General features: G+C 72.2%; 13 protein-coding genes. 11 read left to right on the top strand and 2 right to left on the bottom strand.

All coding sequences use genetic code 11. The annotated features are described in order from the left end of the window. Window positions 1-28: 28 nt before the first annotated feature. The gene (gene glmS / locus A3Q40_RS11035) at window positions 29-1891 is read left to right on the top strand and encodes a glutamine--fructose-6-phosphate transaminase (isomerizing) (RefSeq protein ID WP_068102219.1); all 1863 of its coding nucleotides are present in this window, start codon (window positions 29-31) and stop codon (window positions 1889-1891) included. 107 nt (window positions 1892-1998) lie between these two features. On the opposite strand, the gene A3Q40_RS11030 is transcribed toward glmS, so the two are convergent. After that, complete coding sequence (locus A3Q40_RS11030; RefSeq protein ID WP_235606272.1) at window positions 1999-2370, bottom strand: cupredoxin domain-containing protein; 372 nt, start codon at window positions 2368-2370, stop codon at window positions 1999-2001. 32 nt (window positions 2371-2402) lie between these two features. Here A3Q40_RS11030 and A3Q40_RS11025 point away from each other — a divergent pair, with 32 nt between their 5' ends. From A3Q40_RS11025 to tsaD, 7 genes are read left to right on the top strand one after another with little or no spacing between them, the layout of a single operon-like run. Next, window positions 2403-3863 carry an NAD(P)H-hydrate dehydratase gene (locus A3Q40_RS11025; RefSeq protein ID WP_068102217.1) on the top strand — a complete coding sequence of 487 codons (1461 nt, stop codon included), beginning with the start codon at window positions 2403-2405 and terminating at the stop codon, window positions 3861-3863. Next, window positions 3860-5014 (top strand): alanine racemase, encoded by a 1155-nt coding sequence (gene alr / locus A3Q40_RS11020; protein WP_068102215.1) that lies wholly within the window; start codon window positions 3860-3862, stop codon window positions 5012-5014. The genes A3Q40_RS11025 and alr overlap by 4 nt, the downstream gene beginning before the upstream one ends. Continuing rightward, entirely contained in the window at window positions 5011-6084 is a 1074-nt protein-coding gene (locus A3Q40_RS11015; protein ID WP_371828475.1) for an alpha/beta fold hydrolase, read from the top strand. Before alr ends, A3Q40_RS11015 begins: the two co-directional genes overlap by 4 nt. Next, window positions 6077-6547 (top strand): tRNA (adenosine(37)-N6)-threonylcarbamoyltransferase complex ATPase subunit type 1 TsaE, encoded by a 471-nt coding sequence (gene tsaE / locus A3Q40_RS11010; RefSeq protein WP_068102211.1) that lies wholly within the window; start codon window positions 6077-6079, stop codon window positions 6545-6547. Before A3Q40_RS11015 ends, tsaE begins: the two co-directional genes overlap by 8 nt. Window positions 6548-6558: 11 nt before the next feature. Next, window positions 6559-7290 carry a tRNA (adenosine(37)-N6)-threonylcarbamoyltransferase complex dimerization subunit type 1 TsaB gene (gene tsaB / locus A3Q40_RS11005; RefSeq protein ID WP_082833874.1) on the top strand — a complete coding sequence of 244 codons (732 nt, stop codon included), beginning with the start codon at window positions 6559-6561 and terminating at the stop codon, window positions 7288-7290. Window positions 7291-7304: 14 nt separating this feature from the next. Then, on the top strand, window positions 7305-7769 hold the full coding sequence (rimI, locus tag A3Q40_RS11000; RefSeq protein WP_068105968.1) for a ribosomal protein S18-alanine N-acetyltransferase: 465 nt from the start codon (window positions 7305-7307) through the stop codon (window positions 7767-7769). Further along, window positions 7766-8812, top strand: coding sequence for a tRNA (adenosine(37)-N6)-threonylcarbamoyltransferase complex transferase subunit TsaD (gene tsaD / locus A3Q40_RS10995; protein WP_068102210.1), 1047 nt, complete (start codon window positions 7766-7768; stop codon window positions 8810-8812). Before rimI ends, tsaD begins: the two co-directional genes overlap by 4 nt. 12 nt (window positions 8813-8824) lie before the next feature. Here tsaD and A3Q40_RS21010 read toward each other — a convergent pair whose 3' ends face one another. Next, complete coding sequence (locus A3Q40_RS21010; RefSeq protein WP_068102208.1) at window positions 8825-10414, bottom strand: Hsp70 family protein; 1590 nt, start codon at window positions 10412-10414, stop codon at window positions 8825-8827. Between the two features lie 200 nt (window positions 10415-10614). Between A3Q40_RS21010 and A3Q40_RS10985 the strand changes: the two genes are divergently transcribed. The 3 genes from A3Q40_RS10985 (at window position 10615) to groL (ending at window position 13891) form a co-directional block, all read left to right on the top strand. Beyond that, the gene (locus A3Q40_RS10985; protein WP_068102205.1) at window positions 10615-11706 is read left to right on the top strand and encodes an LLM class flavin-dependent oxidoreductase; all 1092 of its coding nucleotides are present in this window, start codon (window positions 10615-10617) and stop codon (window positions 11704-11706) included. A 187-nt stretch (window positions 11707-11893) separates the two neighbouring features. Further along, entirely contained in the window at window positions 11894-12193 is a 300-nt protein-coding gene (gene groES, locus A3Q40_RS10980; RefSeq protein WP_027503792.1) for a co-chaperone GroES, read from the top strand. Window positions 12194-12274: 81 nt separating this feature from the next. Next, the gene (gene groL / locus A3Q40_RS10975) at window positions 12275-13891 is read left to right on the top strand and encodes a chaperonin GroEL (RefSeq protein ID WP_068102200.1); all 1617 of its coding nucleotides are present in this window, start codon (window positions 12275-12277) and stop codon (window positions 13889-13891) included. Window positions 13892-13905 lie beyond the last annotated feature (14 nt).

The following is a 13905-nucleotide window of genomic DNA, read 5'->3' as shown; positions in this document are numbered from 1 at the left end:
CGGTCCGTACCGACGTAGGCTGTCGCCCATGTGCGGAATCGTCGGGTACGTCGGACACAGGCCTGCGCTGCCGATCGTGGTGGAGGCGCTGCGGCGGATGGAGTACCGGGGATACGACTCCGCCGGTGTGGCCGTTCTGGACGGCGCGGGCGGCATGGCCGTCGAGCGCAAGGCCGGCAAGTTGTCCAACCTCGACGCCGAACTGGACGATCTGGGCCGCGATACATTCGTCGGCACCGCCGGCATGGGGCACACCCGGTGGGCCACCCACGGTCGTCCCACCGACCGCAACGCCCACCCGCATCGCAACGCCGATGCCACGGTCGCCGTGGTGCACAACGGCATCATCGAGAACTTCGCCCCGCTGCGCGCCGAGTTGGAGGCGGAGGGCGTCGAGTTCGCGTCCGACACCGACACCGAGGTCGCCGTCCACCTGGTGGCCCGGGCGTACGCGGAGGGCCCGACGGCAGGGGACTTCGTCGAGAGCGCCCTGGCGGTGCTGCGTCGACTCGAGGGGGCGTTCACCCTCGTCTTCACACACGTCGACCACCCGGACACCATCGTCGCCGCCCGCCGGTCGACGCCGCTGGTGGTGGGCGTCGGGCAGGACGAGATGTTCGTCGGTTCCGACGTGGCTGCGTTCATCGAGCACACCCGCGACGCCGTCGAGCTCGGTCAGGACCAGGTGGTGGTGATCACCGCCGACGGGTACTCGATCATGCATTTCGACGGGACCGAGGCACAGGGCCGCCCGTTCCGCATCGACTGGGACCTCGCGGCCGCCGAGAAGGGCGGTCACGACTACTTCATGCTCAAGGAGATCCAGGAGCAGCCCGCGGCCGTGGCGGACACGCTGCTCGGGCACTTCGACAAGGGTCGGATCACCCTCGACGAGCAACGACTGTCGGACCAGGAACTGCGCGACGTCGACAAGGTCTTCGTGGTGGCCTGTGGCAGCGCGTACCACTCGGGCCTGGTGGCCAAGTACGCGATCGAGCACTGGACCCGTCTGCCCGTCGAGGTCGAGCTGGCCAGCGAGTTCCGGTACCGCGACCCGGTGCTGGACCGGTCGACGCTGGTGGTGGCCATCTCGCAGTCGGGCGAGACGGCCGACACCCTCGAGGCGGTGCGGCATGCCAAGGAGCAGAAGGCCCGCGTGCTGGCGGTGTGCAACACCAACGGCTCGCAGATTCCCCGCGAGGCCGACGCCGTGCTCTACACGCGGGCAGGGCCGGAGATCGGTGTCGCGTCCACCAAGGCGTTCCTGGCGCAGGTCACCGCCAACTACCTGGTGGGCCTGGCGCTGGCGCAGGCACGCGGGACCAAGTACCCCGACGAGGTGGCGCGCGAGTACCGCGATCTCGAGGCCATGCCCGCGCACGTCGCGTCGGTCCTCGAGACGGTGGAGCCGGTCCGGGCGCTCGCGCGCGAGCTGGCGACGTCGCCGACGGTGCTGTTCCTCGGTCGGCACGTGGGGTACCCGGTGGCGCTCGAGGGTGCGCTCAAGCTGAAGGAACTGGCGTACATGCACGCCGAGGGTTTCGCGGCGGGCGAGCTCAAGCACGGGCCGATCGCGCTCATCGAGGACGGCTTGCCGGTGATCGTGGTGATGCCGTCGCCGAAGGGGCGGGCGGTGCTGCACTCGAAGTTGCTGAGCAACATCCGCGAGATCCAGGCGCGGGGGGCGCGCACGGTGGTCATCGCGGAGGAGGGCGACGAGACGGTGCGGCCGTACGCCGACCACCTGATCGAGATCCCGGCCGCGCCGACGCTGCTCCAGCCGCTGCTGTCGACGATCCCGCTGCAGGTGTTCGCGGCGGAGGTCGCGCAGGCGCGGGGGTACGACGTGGACAAGCCGCGGAACCTCGCCAAGTCGGTGACGGTCGAGTAGCGGAGCGGATCGACCCGAGAACACGGTCGAATAGCGGAGCGGATCGACCCGAGAACACGGTCGAGTAGCGGCGCGGATCGACCCGAGGGCACGGTCGAGTAGCGCTGCTAGCGCACGATGACGACCCCGGTCATGTTGGGGTGGACGGTACAGAAGTAGTTGTAGGTGCCGGGGTCGTCGAAGGTCTGGCTGAACTGCCCGGCCGCGATCATCGGGCTGTGCAGCAGCGACGACGCGTTGTCGATGCCGACGACGTTGTGGGCCATGCGGTCGTCGTCGAAGAACCAGGTGACGGTGTCGCCGGGGGAGATGGTGACGGTGGCGGGGCTGTAGGCCATGTCGGCGACGGTGACGACGTTCGGTCCCGTGGGTCGTTCGGCGGGTGGCGGGTCCTCGGTGCAGGCGGTGAGCGAGATCGCCAGCGCCGCCACGGTTCCGACGAGGGCGAGGCGACGGTGGGGCATCTCGGAGCGGGCCATGTCTCCACGCTAGACCTCGTTACGGTGGGGTCATGGAGTACGTGTTCACCGCCGACGAGGCCCGGTCGCTGGAACGTCCCGTCGTCACGGCGGCACCCGAGTTCGCGGTGATGAGACGCGCCGCGTTCGGCCTGGCGGGGGTGGTCGCGGCCGAGTTACGGACGCGGTGCGGCGCCGTCGCGGGGCGTGCGGTGGGGTTGCTGGTGGGCTCGGGCGACAACGGCGGCGACGCCCTGTTCGCCGGGGCGATGCTGCGACGACGCGGGGTGGCGGTGACCGCGGTGCTGCTGGCTCCCGACCGGACCCATCGCGGTGGCCTCGCGGCGTTCGCGGCGTCCGGAGGCCGGGTGGTTCCGCGGCTCGGCGCGGTGGATCTGGTGGTCGACGGCATCGTCGGTCTGTCGGGACGGGGTGCGTTGCGGCCGGCCGCGGCCGAGCACGTCCGTGCGGTGACGGCGCCGATCGTGTCGGTGGATCTGCCGTCGGGGGTCGACGTCGACACCGGGGCAGTCGACGGCCCGGCGGTGTCCGCGGCGGTGACGGTGACGTTCGGAGTGCGCAAGCCGGTCCATCTGCTCGCGGCGCCGCGGTGCGGCCGGGTCGTGGTGGTCGACATCGGGTTGCCGGACGCGACGACCGAGCTCGCCTGCGCCGACGACGCGGAGGTGGGCGCGGTGTGGCCGGTGCCCGGCCCGCACGACGACAAGTACAGCCAGGGCGTCGTGGGCGTGCTGGCGGGCAGCGAGAAGTATCCGGGCGCGGGCGTGCTGTGCACCGGCGCGGCGGTGGCGGCGACGGCCGGAATGGTGCGCTACGTCGGGACCGGGGGAGCCGAGGTGCTCCACCACTACCCGGAGGTGGTGACGGCCCGGTCCGTCGACGAGGCGGGGCGCGTCCAGGCGTGGGTGGTGGGGCCGGGCTTCGGGACGGACGACGACGCCGCGGAGCGCCTCGCGGGCATCCTCGCCACCGATCTGCCGGTGCTCGTCGACGCGGACGGACTGACGGTTCTCGCCGCGCGCCCCGAGTTGCTCGACGGGCGCGGCGCACCCACCCTGCTCACGCCGCACGCGGGTGAATTCGCGCGTCTGACGGGCTCGGACCCCGGACCGGATCGGGTGGCGGCCGTCCGTGCGCTGGCCGCCGACCGCGGCGTGACCGTTCTCCTCAAGGGTCGCGCGACGCTCGTCGCGCATCCCGACGGCCGGGTGATGGTCGACGAGGCGGGGTCGTCGTGGTCGTCGACGGCAGGATCGGGGGACGTCCTCGCCGGCATGGCCGGGGCGCTGTTGGCCGCGGGTCTGTCCCCGCTGGTGGCGGCCACCGCCGCCGCCCGGGCGCATTCGCTCGCGGCGATTCTCGCGGCCGGCGGATCGTCCCGGTCGGCCCCGGCACCGATCTCGGCGTCGGTCCTGCTGAGCGCCGTACGTGACGCGGTGGGCACCTTGCGGGCACGAGCGGGCGAGGCGGGAATGGCAGAATCACCGCGGTGAGCACCGCGACCCCGACGGCCGGCACGACGGCCCGTCCCCAGGCCGAGGCGGTGATCGACCTCGACTCCGTGGCCCACAACGTGCGGGTGCTGGCCGCCCGGGCGGGAGCGGCGGGCGTCATGGCCGTGGTGAAGGCGGACGGCTACAACCACGGTGCGGTTCCGGTGGCGCGGGCGGCCCTGGAGGCGGGCGCGACGGAGCTGGGTGTGGCCACGGTGCGGGAAGGTCTGGCCCTGCGCGCGGCCGGAGTGGACGCTCCGGTGCTGTGTTGGCTGCACGCCCCGGGCGCGGATTTCCGTGCGGCGATCGAGGCCGGCGTGGAGATCGGGGTGTCGACCCCGCGTCAGATCGCCGCGGTCGCCGAGGCGGCGCGCACGGCCGGGCGCCGGGCGACGGTGAGCGTCAAGTTCGACACGGGCATGAACCGCGGGGGTCTGGCGCCCGACGTGGTCGACGAGGCTCTGGACCTCCTCGCGCACGAGCGGGGCGTGCTCGACGTGCGCGGGGCGTTCTCTCACCTGGTCGCGGCCGACGATCCCGAGGACCCGGTGACCGACCTGCAGAAGCGACGGTTCGACGCCGCTGTCGACGCCATGACGCGGGCGGGCGTCGCACCGCGGGTGCGGCATCTGGCCAATTCGGCGGCGACGCTGCTGCGCCCCGACCTCGCCTACGACCTGGTGCGTCCGGGAATCGCCGTCTACGGACTCTCGCCCGCCCCCGACCTCGGATCGTTCGACCTGCGCCCGGTGATGACGCTGCGTGCGACCGTCGTGTTGCTCAAGAACGTCCCCGCGGGCGGCGGCGTCGGGTACGGGCATCAGTGGATCGCGCCGCGGGACACGGTGGTCGCCCTGGTGCCCCTCGGGTACGCGGACGGCGTCGTCCGGGGGTTGACCGGCCGATACGAGGTCGCGGTGCGCGGTCGCCGACACCCCGCGGTGGGCCGGGTGTCGATGGATCAGGTGGTGATCGACGTCGGTCCGGACGGTGACGTCGAGGTCGGCGACGACGCCTACTTCTTCGGCCCGGGCGATCACGATGAGCCGTCCGCGCAGGACTGGGCCGAGCTGCTGGACACCATCAACTACGAGGTGGTCACGGGCGTGCGCGGGCGGGTCGAGCGCACGTACCGCGGTGGTGCCGCGTGATCGGCCCACGTCTGGTCGGCATCGTGGGCGGTGCGGCGAGCGTCGCGGCGGTGGCGGCCGTCGCCGGGATCGCCGCGGTCCGCCGCCGCGTCGGGGATCCGGTGCCGGACGTCGAGCGACCCGAGGACTTCGCGGCGGTGGAGTTTGATCGCGGCAGCATCGTCGCGGCGAGCGACGGCGTCCCGTTGGCGGTGCGGGAAGTGGGGCCGACGACGGCTCCGCTGACGGTCGTCTTCGTCCACGGGTACTGCCTGCGGATGGAGTGCTGGTACTTCCAGCGTCGTGACCTCGCGGCGCGGTGGGGCGACGACGTCCGGATGGTGTTCTACGACCAGCGCGGTCACGGGCGGTCCGGGGACGTCGCGCCGGAGGACTGCGACATACCTCGGCTCGGCGCCGACGTCGCGGACGTGATCCGGGCGGTGGCGCCGACGGGCCCGGTGATCCTGGTGGGTCACTCCATGGGCGGGATGTCGGTCCTCGCCGCCTGCCGTCTCTTCCCCGATGCCGTGGCCGACCGCGTGGTGGGCGTGGCCCTCGTGTCGACGACGGCGGCGGGCATCGCGACCACCGGACTCGGCCGGAATCTGCAGAACCCGGCCGTCGACGCGTTCCGCCTCGCGGTGCGTTCCGCGCCCGGTGTGGTGCAGTTCGGTCGGGGTGCGGTGCGGTCGGTCATCGCGCCGGTGCTGCGGGCGGCGTCGTTCGGCACCACCGTCTCTCCGGCGCTGGATGCGTTCGCGGAGCAGATGATCCACGACACGTCGGTCACCACCATGGTCAATTTCCTGAAGGCACTCGAGCTGCACGACGAGCGGGCGGCGCTCCCGGTGATCGCCGACGTGGCGACGCTGGTGCTGTGCGGGGACGACGACTGGGTGATCCCGTTCGACAAGTCCCGCGAGCTGTCCGAGATGCTCCCGCACGCGGAGATGGTGCGGGTCCGGCGCGCGGGCCACCTGGTGCAGCTGGAGTTCCCGGACGAGGTGAACGACGCCCTCGACCGGCTGGTCGCGCGGGTGCGCAGCGGCCGGATCGACGCGTCGCCGAGGAGGGTCACGGTTGGCTGAGCAGGAGACGGCCGTGCTCGCGACCGCCGAGGACACCGAGCAGCTCGGCGAACGGCTGGCCGCCGAGCTCGTCGCGGGGGACGTCGTGGTGCTCGACGGTCCGCTGGGCGCGGGCAAGACGACGTTCACGAAGGGTCTCGCGCGCGGTCTCGGCGTCATCGGCCGGGTGAGCTCGCCCACGTTCATGATCGCGCGCACCCACCGGCCGGGGTCGGACACCGGTCCGGGTCTGGTGCACGTCGACGCCTACCGCCTGGGCTTGGGCACCGGAGCGTCGGCGACCGACGAGCTCGACGCTCTCGACCTGGACACCGAGTTGGCCGACTCGGTGGTCGTGGTCGAGTGGGGCGAGGGGTTGGCGGAGACGCTCGCCGATCGCCACCTGCTGATCCGCTTGCGTCGGGAACCGGAGTCGGACGTCCGCACGGCCACCTGGCACTGGAACCGCGGTCCGGGCGAGTAACCTGGACATCCGTGCTTGTTCTCGCCGTCGACACGTCCACGCCCGCGGTGACCGCCGGTCTCGTGCGGCTCGATGCCGACCCGTCCGCGGCCCCCGTCGCCCTGGCCACGCGGGTGACGGTCGACGCCCGCCTGCACGCCGAGGTGTTGACTCCGCAGATCGTCGAGTGCCTGGCCGAGGCCGGCGTGGGTCCCGCCGACATCGACGCGGTCGTGGTGGGCATCGGCCCCGGCCCGTTCACGGGCCTGCGGGTGGGCATGGCCACGGGGATGGCGTTCGCGGACGCGGTGGGGGTGCCGGTCCACGGGGTCGGGAGTCTGGACGCGATCGCCGCGGCGGTGCCGGGCGAGCGGGAGGTGCTGGTGATCACCGACGCCCGACGCAAGGAGGTCTACTGGGCTCGGTTCGTCGGGGGCCGTGCGGTGGCCGGTCCGGCGGTGTCGGCGCCCGGTGACGTCGAGGTGGGTGCGGCGGAGGTGGTCGCCGGGTCGGCGTCGCACGTCGACATGGTGGACCTGCCCGTCGAGCCGGTCGAGAGCCCGTCGCCCGAGTCGCTGGTCGCGGTGGCGGCGGCCGCGCTTCGCCGTGGGGATCGGCCGGACGAGCCGGTGCCGCAGTATCTCCGCCGGCCCGACGCCGTGGCCACGGCCGATCGTGCAGCCGTGGCCACTGCCGATCGTGCAGCCGTGGCGACGGCCGATCGTGCAGCCGTGGCCACGGCCGATCGTGCAGCGCGGTCGTGACGGGTATCGAGCCGATGGTTCCGGCGGATGCGGCGGGATGTGCTCGGCTCGAGCGGATCCTGTTCCCGGGTGACGGGCCGTGGCCCGAGGAGGCGTTCCTCGGGGAGCTGCGGAGCCCGCACGTGCGATATCGCGTCGTGCGTGACGACGACGACGGCGTGGTGGGCTACGCCGGAATTGCGTTGCTGGGCACGGGGTCCGGTGCCGAGGCGGAGATCCACACGATCGGTGTCGATCCGTCGGCGCAGCGCCGGGGGATCGGCCGGGCGTTGCTGACGGATGCGCTGGCGGCGGCCGACGCGCACGGCGGCCCGGTGTTCCTCGAGGTCCGGACGGACAACGAGGCCGCGCTGGCCCTGTATCGATCGACGGGATTCTCCGTCGTCGGCACCCGCCGCAATTACTACCGCCCCTCGGGCGCGGACGCGTACACGATGCGCCGCGAACCCGGCGGCTCGACGGAAGGGCAGCCCTCGTGATCGTCCTGGGTATTGAAAGCTCCTGTGACGAAACAGGAGTCGGTATCGTGCGGTATCACGAGAGCGGTCCGGCGGCGGGGACGTGCGACCTGCTGGCCGACGAGGTGGCCTCCAGTGTCGACGAGCACGCGCGGTTCGGCGGTGTGGTGCCCGAGATCGCTTCGCGTGCGCACCTCGAGGCGATCGTGCCGACGATGCGGCGGGCGCTCGCGGCAGCCGACATCGAGCGCCCGGACGCCGTGGCGGTGACCATCGGTCCCGGTCTCGCGGGGGCGCTGCTCGTGGGTGTCGCGGCGGCCAAAGCCTATGCGGCGGCGTGGGGTGTGCCGTTCTACGCGGTCAATCACCTGGGCGGCCACGTCGCCGTCGACACGCTCGAGCACGGCCCGATGCCCGAGTGCGTCGCGCTGCTCGTCTCCGGCGGCCACACCCACCTGCTCGAGGTGTCGTCGTTGGCGGAGCCGATCGTCGAACTCGGCAGCACCGTCGACGACGCGGCGGGCGAGGCCTTCGACAAGGTGGCCCGCCTGCTCGGTCTCGGCTATCCCGGCGGGCCGGTACTGGATCGCCTGGCCGCACAGGGGGATCCGACCGCCATCGCCTTCCCTCGCGGGATGACCGGTCCGCGCGACGCGCGGTACGACTTCTCCTTCTCCGGCCTCAAGACGGCCGTCGCGCGGTACATCGAGAAGTCGGAGCGGTCCGGGACCCCGGTGGTCGTGGCCGACGTCGCGGCGTCCTTCCAGGAGGCCGTGGCGGACGTGTTGACACTCAAGGCGATCCGGGCGCTGGAGGACCGCGGCATCGACACTCTCGTATTGGGTGGCGGAGCGACGGCGAACTCCCGGATCCGGTCGCTCGCCGAGGAGCGGTGTGCCGCAGCGGGTGTGACACTGCGGGTGCCGACGCCGCGGCGGTGCACCGACAACGGCGTCATGATCGCCACCCTGGGCGCGCACATCGCCGCCTCGGGCGCCTCGCCGTCCGCGCTGACCTCGGCGACGGATCCGGGACTGCCGGTGTCCACCTCGCTCGTGCCGTGACCGGCTCGCCTCCTACGGGGTGGGGGCGGGCGTCGAGGGATCGAGGGGCACCGTCGCCGTGTTCGGCTGGGGCACCGGCACCGCCGTGACGCCGTCCGGCAGCGCGGGGAGGGTGGTGACCGGGGTCGGGCCGGTCGGTGCGGTGGCCGACGGATCGGGCGTCGCCTGACCCGGGTCGACCGGGGCGGTGCTCGGCGGCGTGACCCACCAGGGCGGCAGACCCGGCAATCCGGGGATCTCGATGATCGGCAGGTCCGGTGCCGGTCGCAGGCTGGGGGTGGTCGGCGTCGGCGAACCCGTGCTCGCGGTAGTCGTGGAGGTCGCCGGGGCGGGCGTCGACGGCCTCGGCCGGGGCGCGGTGTAGTCGTACGTCGGCGGCGGCTGCGCGGTGTAGTCGTACGGGGAGGCGGGCGGTGCGGCGGCCGCGCCCGGGTCCTCCCAGCCGCCGGTGAGGGCGGGCGGGGGAGCGGGCAGTGTGTCCACGGTGGTGGACGTGGTCACGGCGGGCTCGTCTGCGGTACCGGTGGCGGCGCTGGTGGTGACGGTGGGACCGTCGATCGGCGTGAGCGCCTGGACGCCGTAGGCGAGGACGACGGCCAGCACGGCGCAGGCGACGGCGACCGCACCGGCGGTCCGCACGCCGGACGTCGACGGCGCCGTCGACCGGGCCGGGTGAGCCAGCGTGCGCGCGAGCAGGGCTGCGCCCTTGGCTACGGCGGCGTCGGGTTCGGTGGTGGTGACGAGGGGAACGTCGACGGTGTCGGCGACGGCGTCGACGACGGCGGGAACGAACGCCCCTCCGCCGATCACGGCGGCGGCGTCCGGTCGCGCCGATTCGCCGTGGAGGACGATCGCGGTCTCGACGAGGTCGGTGACGGCCGAACGGAAGACGCGCAGCGGCGCGGCGAGCGCGTCCTCGAGATCGGCACGCGTGACGGTGACGGTCTCGCCGCCGGGCAGGTCGACGCTGCTGCTGTCGGCGGAGGACAGCTGCTCCTTCGCGGTGGTCAGGCGGGCGGCCACCAGCGCGCGGTCGAGCACGTGCACGGCCGGCAGCCGGGACTCGACCGTCGCGGCGAGAGCGCGCTCGACCACGCGTCCGCTCATCACGTCGGTGCGGGTGCTCGCGCGCACGGTTCCGTCGACCTGGTCGACGACGCTGACGGAGGTTCCGCTCGCGCCGACGTCGACGAGCAGGATGTGGCCGAACCGGGCCACCTCGCCGGTGTGCCGGAGCCAGCACAGTGCGGCGTCGATGTCGGTCACCAGGTTGTCGCCGGAGAGGGAGGCGTCGTGCCTGCGCAATGCCGCGAGCAGGGGGCGCGTCCGGGACGACGGACGGTGTGCGACGCCGACGCGGGGCCGGTCGGCCGCGCCGTCACGCAGCAGGTGGTCGGTGGCCAGGGCGAGCGAGGTGGTGACCAGTTCCGCGGGGTCCGAGCGGACGCCGTCGACCGTGAGGGTGCGGTAGTCGAAGATCTCGCGGCCGGTCTCGGTGGTCGTGAGGACGGCGCAGCACACCACCTCGGAGCCGGCCGAGACGCCGAGGGTGGTCGCGGGACGATCGGCCGGGTCGGGCCGAGTACTGCCGGCGTGGGGCACGGTGTGAGCACCTCCTTCGATTCGTTCGACGGGTCGTGTCGCGGGCACGCCGACGAGACGTCGCGAGCGCCGTTATGGGAACGTTACCGAACTTCGCGCGAAATAGCGCGTCCGTTTCGCGACGTTGTGGGTGTCGGCGGCGGGAGAACCCGCTCCGACGAGCACCTTCGTCGCGACGAGAAAAAGGATGTGGAACCCGCGTGTCAGAACAGTCGGACCCCCGGAATGCCGACCCCGCGCCGTTCGAGGTGGGCATCACGACCTTCGCCGAGACGTACCCCGAGGTCGGGGTCGACACCGTTCGCAGCCACGGGCAGCGGCTCCGCGAGGTGGTCGAGGAAGCGGAGCTGGCCGACCGGGTCGGCCTCGACGTCTACGGCGTCGGCGAGCACCATCGCGCGGACTTCGCGGCGTCCGCGCCGGCCGTCGTGCTCGCGGCGATCGCGGCCCGCACGTCGCGCATTCGTCTCACCAGCGCGGTGACCGTGCTCAGTTCCGACGACCCGGTGCGGGTCTACCAGGACTTCGCGACGCTCGATCAGCTCTCGTCCGGCCGCGCCGAGGTGATCGCGGGCCGCGGCTCCTTCACCGAATCCTTCCCGCTCTTCGGTTACCGGCTCGAGGACTACGACGAGCTGTTCGCCGAGAAGCTCGACCTGCTGGTGGCGATCGCGAACTCCGACCGGGTCACCTGGAGCGGTCGGCACCGGCCGGCCCTCGCCGAGCAGACCGTCTACCCGCGCGCGCACCAGGACCCGCTGCCCGTCTGGGTGGGAGTGGGCGGCAACCCGCAGTCCGTCGTCCGGGCGGCGTCCTACGGACTACCCGTGGCGCTGGCGATCATCGGCGGCGAGCCGGCCCGGTTCGCGCCGTTCGGCGACCTCTACCGCCGGGCGCTGGACGAGTTCGGCAAGCCCCCGACACCGCTCGCGGTGCACGCGCACGGCTACGTCGGCGAGACCGACGACGCCGCGGCGGCCGAGTTCTTCGATCCGTACCGCACGGCGATGTCCCACATCGGCCGTGAGCGCGGGTGGCCGCCGCTCGGCCGCGGGCAGTTCGACGCGGCGCGGTCACCGGCCGGATCCCTGGTGCTGGGATCCCCGGACACGGTGGCGGAAAAGATCGTGTCGATGTCCCGGTTGCTGGGTCTGGACCGGTTCATGCTGCACATCAGTGTGGGCACCCTGCCGCACGAGAAGGTGCTGCGCAGCATCGAGTTCCTGGGCACTGAGGTGGCCCCGCGCGTGCGGGAGCGCATGGCCGAGATATCGGGCAGTCGAAGAGGTTGAGTGCTGGCACTCGCATGTATAGAGTGCTAGTCGACGCCAGGGACGACGGCCCGGCACCCGCGACGACGGGACGTCGACCCACAGCGTCACGGCAAGTGATCCTGCTCGCGCAGGTGGACATGAAGACACGACGGCCGAGGACGACCCTCGGCCGCGACACCGAACGTGTGAAAGTGGAGGGCTCATCGTGGCAGGCGTGAACATCAAGCCGCTCGAGGACAAGATCCTCGTCCAGGCCGTCGAGGCCGAGACGACGACCGCCTCCGGTCTGGTCATCCCCGACACGGCCAAGGAGAAGCCCCAGGAGGGCACCGTGGTCGCCGTCGGCGAAGGCCGCGTGACCGACAAGGGGAACCGCATCCCGGTCGACGTCAAGGAGGGTGACACCGTCATCTACTCCAAGTACGGCGGCACCGAGATCAAGTACGCCGGCGAGGAGTACCTGATCCTGTCCGCACGCGACGTGCTGGCAGTCATCTCCAAGTAAGCCCCACGCTCTCCGCCCCGGTGTCCCTAGTGGCCCGGGGCGGCTTGCGTTACGTCCGACCGACGAGGAGCCGTCAGCCGTATGGCCAAGCAACTGGAATTCAACGAGGCTGCCCGGCGCAGCCTGGAGAAGGGCGTCGACAAGCTCGCCGACGCCGTCAAGGTCACACTCGGACCCCGCGGCCGCCACGTGGTGCTCGCGAAGGCGTTCGGAGGACCGACCGTCACCAACGACGGTGTCTCGATCGCCCGTGAGGTGGAGCTCGAGGACCCGTTCGAGAACCTCGGCGCGCAGCTCGTCAAGAGCGTCGCCACCAAGACCAACGACGTCGCCGGCGACGGCACCACCACCGCGACGGTGCTGGCCCAGGCACTGGTGCGCCAAGGTCTGAAGAACGTCGCCGCAGGGGCCAACCCCATCGCGCTCGGCGTCGGCATCGGCAAGGCCGTCGACCACGTCTCCGAGGCGCTGCGCGCCGCGGCGGTGCCGGTCGAGGGCGAGACCTCCGTCGCCCAGGTCGCCACCGTGTCCTCGCGTGACGAGGTCATCGGACAGATGGTCGGCGAGGCACTCACCCGTGTCGGCACCGACGGCGTCGTCACCGTCGAGGAGTCCAGCTCGCTGGTCTCCGAACTCGTCGTCACCGAGGGCGTGCAGTTCGACAAGGGCTACCTCTCGCCGTACTTCGTCACCGACGCCGACAGCCAGGAAGCGGTGCTCGAGGACGCGCGCGTCCTGCTCTACCGCGACAAGATCGGGTCGCTGCCCGACTTCCTGCCGCTGCTCGAGAAGATCGCCGAGGCCGGCAAGCCCGTCCTCATCATCGCGGAGGACGTCGAGGGCGAGGCCCTGTCCACCCTGGTGGTCAACTCCATCCGCAAGACGGTCAAGGCCGTCGCGGTGAAGGCGCCGTTCTTCGGCGACCGCCGCAAGGCGTTCCTCGAGGACCTCGCCGTCGTCACCGGCGGCACCGTGATCAACGCCGACCTGGGCCTCACGCTCAAGGACGCAGGCCTCGACCTGCTCGGCACCGCTCGTCGCGTCGTCGTCTCCAAGGACGAGACCACCATCGTCGAGGGCGCGGGCACCGCGGAGGCCATCGCCGACCGCGTCGCCCAGCTGCGTCGCGAGATCGAGGCCACCGACTCGGACTGGGATCGGGAGAAGCTCGAGGAGCGGCTGGCCAAGCTGGCCGGCGGTGTCGCGGTCATCAAGGTCGGCGCCGCCACCGAGACCGACCTCAAGGAGCGCAAGTTCCGAGTCGAGGACGCAGTGAACGCCGCCAAGGCGGCCGTCGAGGAAGGCATCGTCCCCGGCGGCGGTGCCGCGCTGGTCCACGCCTCGCGCGGACTGGCCGGCGGCCTGGGCCTCACCGGTGACGAGGCCATCGGCGTCGAGGCCGTCCGCCTCGCCCTGCGGGCTCCGATGTTCTGGATCGCCGCCAACGCGGGTGTCGACGGGTCCGTCGTGGTCGGCAAGCTCGCCGACGCCGAGGACACCACCGGCTTCAACGCCGCGACGCTCACGTACGGCGACCTGGTTGCCGACGGCGTCATCGACCCCGTCAAGGTCACCCGCTCCGCCGTCGTCAACGCGGCGTCGGTCGCGCGGATGATCCTGACCACCGAGTCCACCGTCGTCGACAAGCCCGTCGAGGACGAGGGCGACGAGGGCCACGGGCACGGCCACAGCCACTAGGCGGGCTTTCCCCT

The organism is Rhodococcus sp. PBTS 1, from assembly GCF_001620025.1.
Taxonomy (GTDB): domain Bacteria; phylum Actinomycetota; class Actinomycetes; order Mycobacteriales; family Mycobacteriaceae; genus Rhodococcoides; species Rhodococcoides kroppenstedtii.
Note: the sequence above shows the minus strand (reverse complement) of the source record. Positions and strands in the feature narration are given on the sequence as shown.

Coding starts and splice junctions, on each gene's coding strand:
- glmS (WP_068102219.1), top strand. CDS start 29: ATGTGCGGAATCGTCGGGTACGTCGGACACAGGCCTGCGCTGCCGATC.
- A3Q40_RS11030 (WP_235606272.1), bottom strand. CDS start 2,370: ATGGCCCGCTCCGAGATGCCCCACCGTCGCCTCGCCCTCGTCGGAACC.
- A3Q40_RS11025 (WP_068102217.1), top strand. CDS start 2,403: ATGGAGTACGTGTTCACCGCCGACGAGGCCCGGTCGCTGGAACGTCCC.
- rimI (WP_068105968.1), top strand. CDS start 7,305: ATGGTTCCGGCGGATGCGGCGGGATGTGCTCGGCTCGAGCGGATCCTG.
- groL (WP_068102200.1), top strand. CDS start 12,275: ATGGCCAAGCAACTGGAATTCAACGAGGCTGCCCGGCGCAGCCTGGAG.